Source organism: Acetatifactor sp., from assembly GCF_982438285.1.
Map to the genome: position 1 here is coordinate 1 of NZ_CEWDFQ010000242.1, position 4,790 is coordinate 4,790.

General features: G+C 50.3%; 6 protein-coding genes. 3 read left to right on the forward strand and 3 right to left on the reverse strand.

From position 1 onward, the window contains the following. Window positions 1-328, forward strand: a 328-nt coding sequence (locus AC1WIP_RS11470) for an MATE family efflux transporter (RefSeq protein WP_481141953.1), incomplete at its 5' end; no start/stop codon positions are given. Between the two features lie 30 nt (window positions 329-358). Here the strand turns inward: AC1WIP_RS11470 and AC1WIP_RS11475 are convergent. Continuing rightward, complete coding sequence (locus AC1WIP_RS11475; RefSeq protein WP_481141954.1) at window positions 359-1,057, reverse strand: response regulator; 699 nt, start codon at window positions 1,055-1,057, stop codon at window positions 359-361. A gap of 30 nt (window positions 1,058-1,087) precedes the next feature. After that, window positions 1,088-2,176, reverse strand: coding sequence for a sensor histidine kinase (locus tag AC1WIP_RS11480; protein WP_481141955.1), 1,089 nt, complete (start codon window positions 2,174-2,176; stop codon window positions 1,088-1,090). Window positions 2,177-2,325: 149 nt separating this feature from the next. On the opposite strand from AC1WIP_RS11480, the gene AC1WIP_RS11485 reads away from it, so the two are divergent. After that, window positions 2,326-3,483 carry an acyltransferase gene (locus AC1WIP_RS11485; RefSeq protein ID WP_481141956.1) on the forward strand — a complete coding sequence of 386 codons (1,158 nt, stop codon included), beginning with the start codon at window positions 2,326-2,328 and terminating at the stop codon, window positions 3,481-3,483. Between the two features lie 38 nt (window positions 3,484-3,521). On the opposite strand, the gene AC1WIP_RS11490 is transcribed toward AC1WIP_RS11485, so the two are convergent. Further along, window positions 3,522-4,415 carry a class I SAM-dependent methyltransferase gene (locus AC1WIP_RS11490; protein ID WP_481141957.1) on the reverse strand — a complete coding sequence of 298 codons (894 nt, stop codon included), beginning with the start codon at window positions 4,413-4,415 and terminating at the stop codon, window positions 3,522-3,524. Between the two features lie 81 nt (window positions 4,416-4,496). On the opposite strand from AC1WIP_RS11490, the gene AC1WIP_RS11495 reads away from it, so the two are divergent. Then, window positions 4,497-4,790 (forward strand): hypothetical protein (locus AC1WIP_RS11495; RefSeq protein WP_481141958.1); only part of this gene is annotated, 294 nt, incomplete at its 3' end.

A 4,790-nucleotide genomic window follows, 5' to 3' on the forward strand; every position in this document is an offset into this window, starting at 1 on the left:
GTTTGCAGAGGATGGGGATGCACAGGTGGTGCGTCTTGGGACGGATTATCTGCGGCTGATTGCCTTTATGTACCTGCTGCCGGGCATTACCAACGGCATACAGGGATTTTTCAGGGGCATAGGAGATATGAAGGTGACGCTTTATAGTACGTTTATGAATATGCTGGGAAGAGTGGGGGCAGTGGTTCTTATGATCCGTGTGTTTCACCTGGGCTTTGTCAGCCTGGCCTGGGCAAATATGGCGGGCTGGATTCTGATGCTTTTGTTTGAGGTGCCGCTCTTGATCCGCAGCCTCAGGGGGCTGCGGCAGGAAACAGAAAGGCGCTGAAGGGCGGCCAAAGAAACACAGCGGCTTGTCTCAGGTATTTTCGTTTTCCAGCATCCTGTAGCCGATGCCGATCTCTGTAAAGACATACTGGGGCTGCGCCGGATTTTTTTCTATTTTCCGGCGGATATTGGCCATGTTTACCCGGAGAATCTGGTTATTGCTGTCCATGTAGGGACCCCATATGGCGTTCATGAGGTAGCTGTAGGTGAGCACCCGTCCTGAATTTTCCGCAAGCAGAGTCAGCAGCTGATATTCAATCTGTGTCAGATGAACCTCCTTTCCCTCAAGGCGGATCAGACGTTTTTCAAAATTGATTTCCAAATCCAGGGCCCGGTAAACCCTGTCGGGGGATGCGGGATGGCGGTGACGCATGGAGGTACGGATGCGGGCCATAAGCTCTGCTGTGCCAAAGGGCTTTGTGAGATAATCGTCCGCCCCCAGGTCCAGAGCACTTACCTTGTCCTGCTCCTTGGTTCTGGCGGAGAGGATGATAATGGGTATGCTGCTGTTCCAGGAGCGTATCTGCTTCAGAATCTCGCAGCCGTCTATGTCCGGCAGCCCCAGATCTAAAAGGATCACATCGGGACAGAGGGAAGCAGCCAGGCTCAAGCCCTCTTTCCCGTTTAAAGCACTGGTAACGCGGTAGCCGTTTCTCTCCAGGGAGGTGGTGATGAAACCGCTGATGCTTTTGTCGTCTTCAATGAGCAGAATGTTTATTTTGGTGTTCATGGTTATCCTACACGCCCCTTGGGCGGCCTTTCAATGTTTTTTAGGAAGGGTGAAAATAAATTCCGCACCCCGGGAATGGTTTCTGGCGGTGAGGGTTCCGTGGTGGGCGGTAATGATGGTTTTGCAGATGGACAGTCCGATTCCCATACCCTTGTGGGCGTCGGAGGTATGGGAAGGGGTATGCGGGGTGCCGTCAAAGAGATGGTCCAGCATATCTTCAGGAATGCCAACACCGTAGTCCCGTATGGTAAAGGATACGCTGTGGGGATGCTCCTCCACCAAAAGCTCAATGGGCGCCAGGCTGTCGGAGTGGACAATGGCGTTTTCCAAAAGATTGATGGTGACCTGTTCGATCAAAATGGCGTCCATGGGAAGCAGAATGAAGGCATCCGGCACGCGCACCTTGATCTGTGCATTGGGATAACGCTTGTGAAGCTTCTGTAAGGCTTCGGACAAAACCTCCTCCACAGGCTCGCTGCTGGTATTTATAGTCAGGCTGTCTCCCCGGATACGGGTGACGGTGAGAAGATTTTCCACCATATTTAACAGCCAGTTGGAATCGTTGTAAATGTTTGTGACAATCTCCTTTTTTTCCTCTTCTGAGAGCCTTGCCTGATTTTCCAGAAAAACGGAGCTGTTTCCGATCATGCCGGTTAAGGGGGTGCGCAGATCGTGGGATATGGCCCGCAGAAGATTGGCCCGCATTTTTTCCATTTCGGCCTCGGCCAGCTGCTTTTCCCGCTCGGCGATCACATCCGCCTGGATGGCAAGATGTGAGGTCATGGTGCTGGTAAACAAGGTGACAGCCAGCATGCCGATAAAGGTGATGGGGTAGCCCGTCAGGGTAAAATTCAGCTTAAAGTAGGGGTATGTGAACATGTAATTGATGCAGATTACAGCCACCACCGAGCAGACAATGCCGTAAAGATACCCCACGCAGTAACGCGATACCAGCATGAGAGCCAGAATAAAGACAAGCACAATATTTCCGCTGTTGTCGGGAACCAGGTGAAAATACAGTGCGGACACTCCGGTTGCAGCTCCCATGCAGAACAGGGAAAAGCCGATGCTGAAAAGATGCTGCTTCCATAGGGGAAGCTTGCGCAGTTTCTTGTTCATAAAATTCTCCATTCCGAAGCATTTATTATCCACAGTATAACTGTTTTGTGGAAAGGAAGCAACCTGGGGGCGCAAAAAAGCTGTTAAAAACCGGGGAAGGATATATCCGGCAGGCCTGATTGTGCTTGCACTGTCCCGGAAAGTCGGATATGATAAGGATAAAAAGCAAAAAAGGAATGCGTAAGATGGTGGAAACTCAAAAAATAGATGACAGACAATGCTTTTTAGATATTTTGCGGGTGGCGGCTACCTGTGCAGTGGTGCTTCTGCACACGGTGACGGGGATTATGGACGCTGTGGACATGACGCCCTATCCCCTGGAAAAAAAGGTGTTTTTGATTGCCTTGGATTGGATTACCTGGTGTGTGCCCGTGTTTTTGCTGATCTCAGGCTATCTCTTTCTGCATCCGGGGCGCAGGATTACTTTTTTGCAGATGCTTACGAAATACTGTAAAAGAATCCTTCTGGCCTTGTTTTTATTCGGAATTCCCTATGCCTGTCTGGAGCAGATCATGGCCGAGGGGACTTTTCGGCCGGCCATGGCAGGAGAGGCAGTGCTTTTGGTGCTCCAGGGAAGGTCCTGGTCCCACATGTGGTATTTGTATTTGATCTTGTTCCTGTATCTGATTACACCGGCATTAAAGCTTCTGCTGAAAAAAATACCAGATTCGGCTTTGTACGTTATTTTGGGAGTGCTGCTTGCAGGCAGCAGTATTCTTCCTTATGTGAAAAAGCTTTTCTCACTGGATGAGCTTTTTACGCTTCCGGACGGCGGCATTTATCTTTTTTATTACTTGTGCGGGTATTTGTTTGCAAAATATCCGGGGAAAGAAAGCAAGAGAGAAGGGCTCGGAAAAGGAGCATCCCGGAAAACGAGAGAGATTGTCTTTTGGGGCGAGGTCTTTGCCTGTGTGCTTTTGGCGGCGGGAATGGCGGCCAGCAGGATCGTCTGGGATGACACGGTACAGATGGCCTATAATTATCCCTTTACCGTACTGTTGTCTCTGCTGCTTATGTGGATATTCCGGGAGAGAGAAGGAAAAGAGAAAGAAAAACACAGGGCTTACTGGCAAAGCGCCGGCGCCCTGTGCTTTGGAGTATATTTGATCCATCCGGTGTTTGTGAATCTATATTATAAATTTCTTGAACTGACTCCGCTTAATTTCCCCAAAGAAGCCTTGGTCTTTGGCTGGATTCCCCGCATTTTCCTGTCGCTGCCGCTTTTCTTTCTGGCAGTCTTGGTTCCGGCGTTTCTGGGAGCCTATGTGCTTCGGAAAATCCCGGTTCTGCGAAGGTACGTGCTTTAAAATTTGTGATTTGAGGAAAACAAGTCCTTTTTTGGAGATTACTTTTCCCACCGCCCGGATGCGCCGCAGGGGAGGATCAGGCCGCTTTCCGTTACCGGCAGTCCGATCTCCTGTGCCTGGGTGCGGCCGCCCCGCTGCTTTTCCAGGACGGCGCCTATCATATAAGAGAGCACAGCGGGCTGAAGTCCTGTGGTGTAGGAGTTGATCAATAGAAAAAGGGCGTCCTCGGAAAGCAGCTTTGCGGTCAGGTTTAAGAAAGGCCAGATGCTGTCCTCGATTTTCCAGATTTCTCCCTTGGGTCCCCTTCCGTAAGAGGGAGGGTCCATGATAATTCCGTCATACTTGCTGCCTCTTCTGATTTCCCGTTCTACAAATTTTGTGCAGTCGTCCACCAGCCAGCGGATGGGAGCTTCTCCCAGTCCGGAGGAGAGGGCGTTTTCCTTGGCCCAGGACACCATGCCCTTGGATGCGTCCACATGGGTGACGGCTGCTCCTGCGGCAGCGGCAGCCAGGGTGGCGCCGCCGGTGTAGGCGAAAAGGTTTAATACCTTCACAGGCCTGTCCTTAGGACGGTTCTCCTGCTTGATCAGTCTGCTGAACCATTCCCAGTTTGCAGCCTGTTCGGGAAAAAGCCCGGTGTGCTTGAAGCTGAAGGGCTTTAACCGAAAGGTTAACGGCCGGTTTGGCAGCTCCTTCAGCGTATAGCGAATGCTCCATTCGTCAGGCAGATGGAAAAATTCCCACTGCCCGCCTCCCTTGCTGCTTCTGTGATAATGGCCGTTTTTTTGCTTCCAGCCCGCATGGAGGCGCGGGGTGCTCCAAATTACCTGGGGGTCTGGCCGCACCAAAATATAATCTCCCCAGCGCTCCAGCTTTTCTCCCGCCGAGGTGTCTAAAACTTCGTAATCCTTCCAACGATCTGCAATCCACATAGTCACTTTTCCTTATTTATGTAGAGTAGGTTTCTTATGATATCCGAAAGCCCTTTTTTACTATACAATAAGATGGACAGGGTGGCAACTGAAACCGAAAGAAAAGCAGCCGGGGACAATAAATTTTTATTCAACACAAATGTGGAAGGGAGAAGGAATGACAGGGAAAAAATTTGGAATTTGTTTGTGGCGGCGTGTCTGCTGGTTGTGTTCTATATCAATGATGTGGATGTATTTGCCCAGGAAATAAACGGCGATCTTACTTATGAGGAGGGAGTTGTTGATTTAATTCCAGAAAATACACAGCAAAGGATACCAGAGAAATTACATAACTTCAGGAGGCTTAGAGCATACCCTTCCGGTATGCAGCTAAAC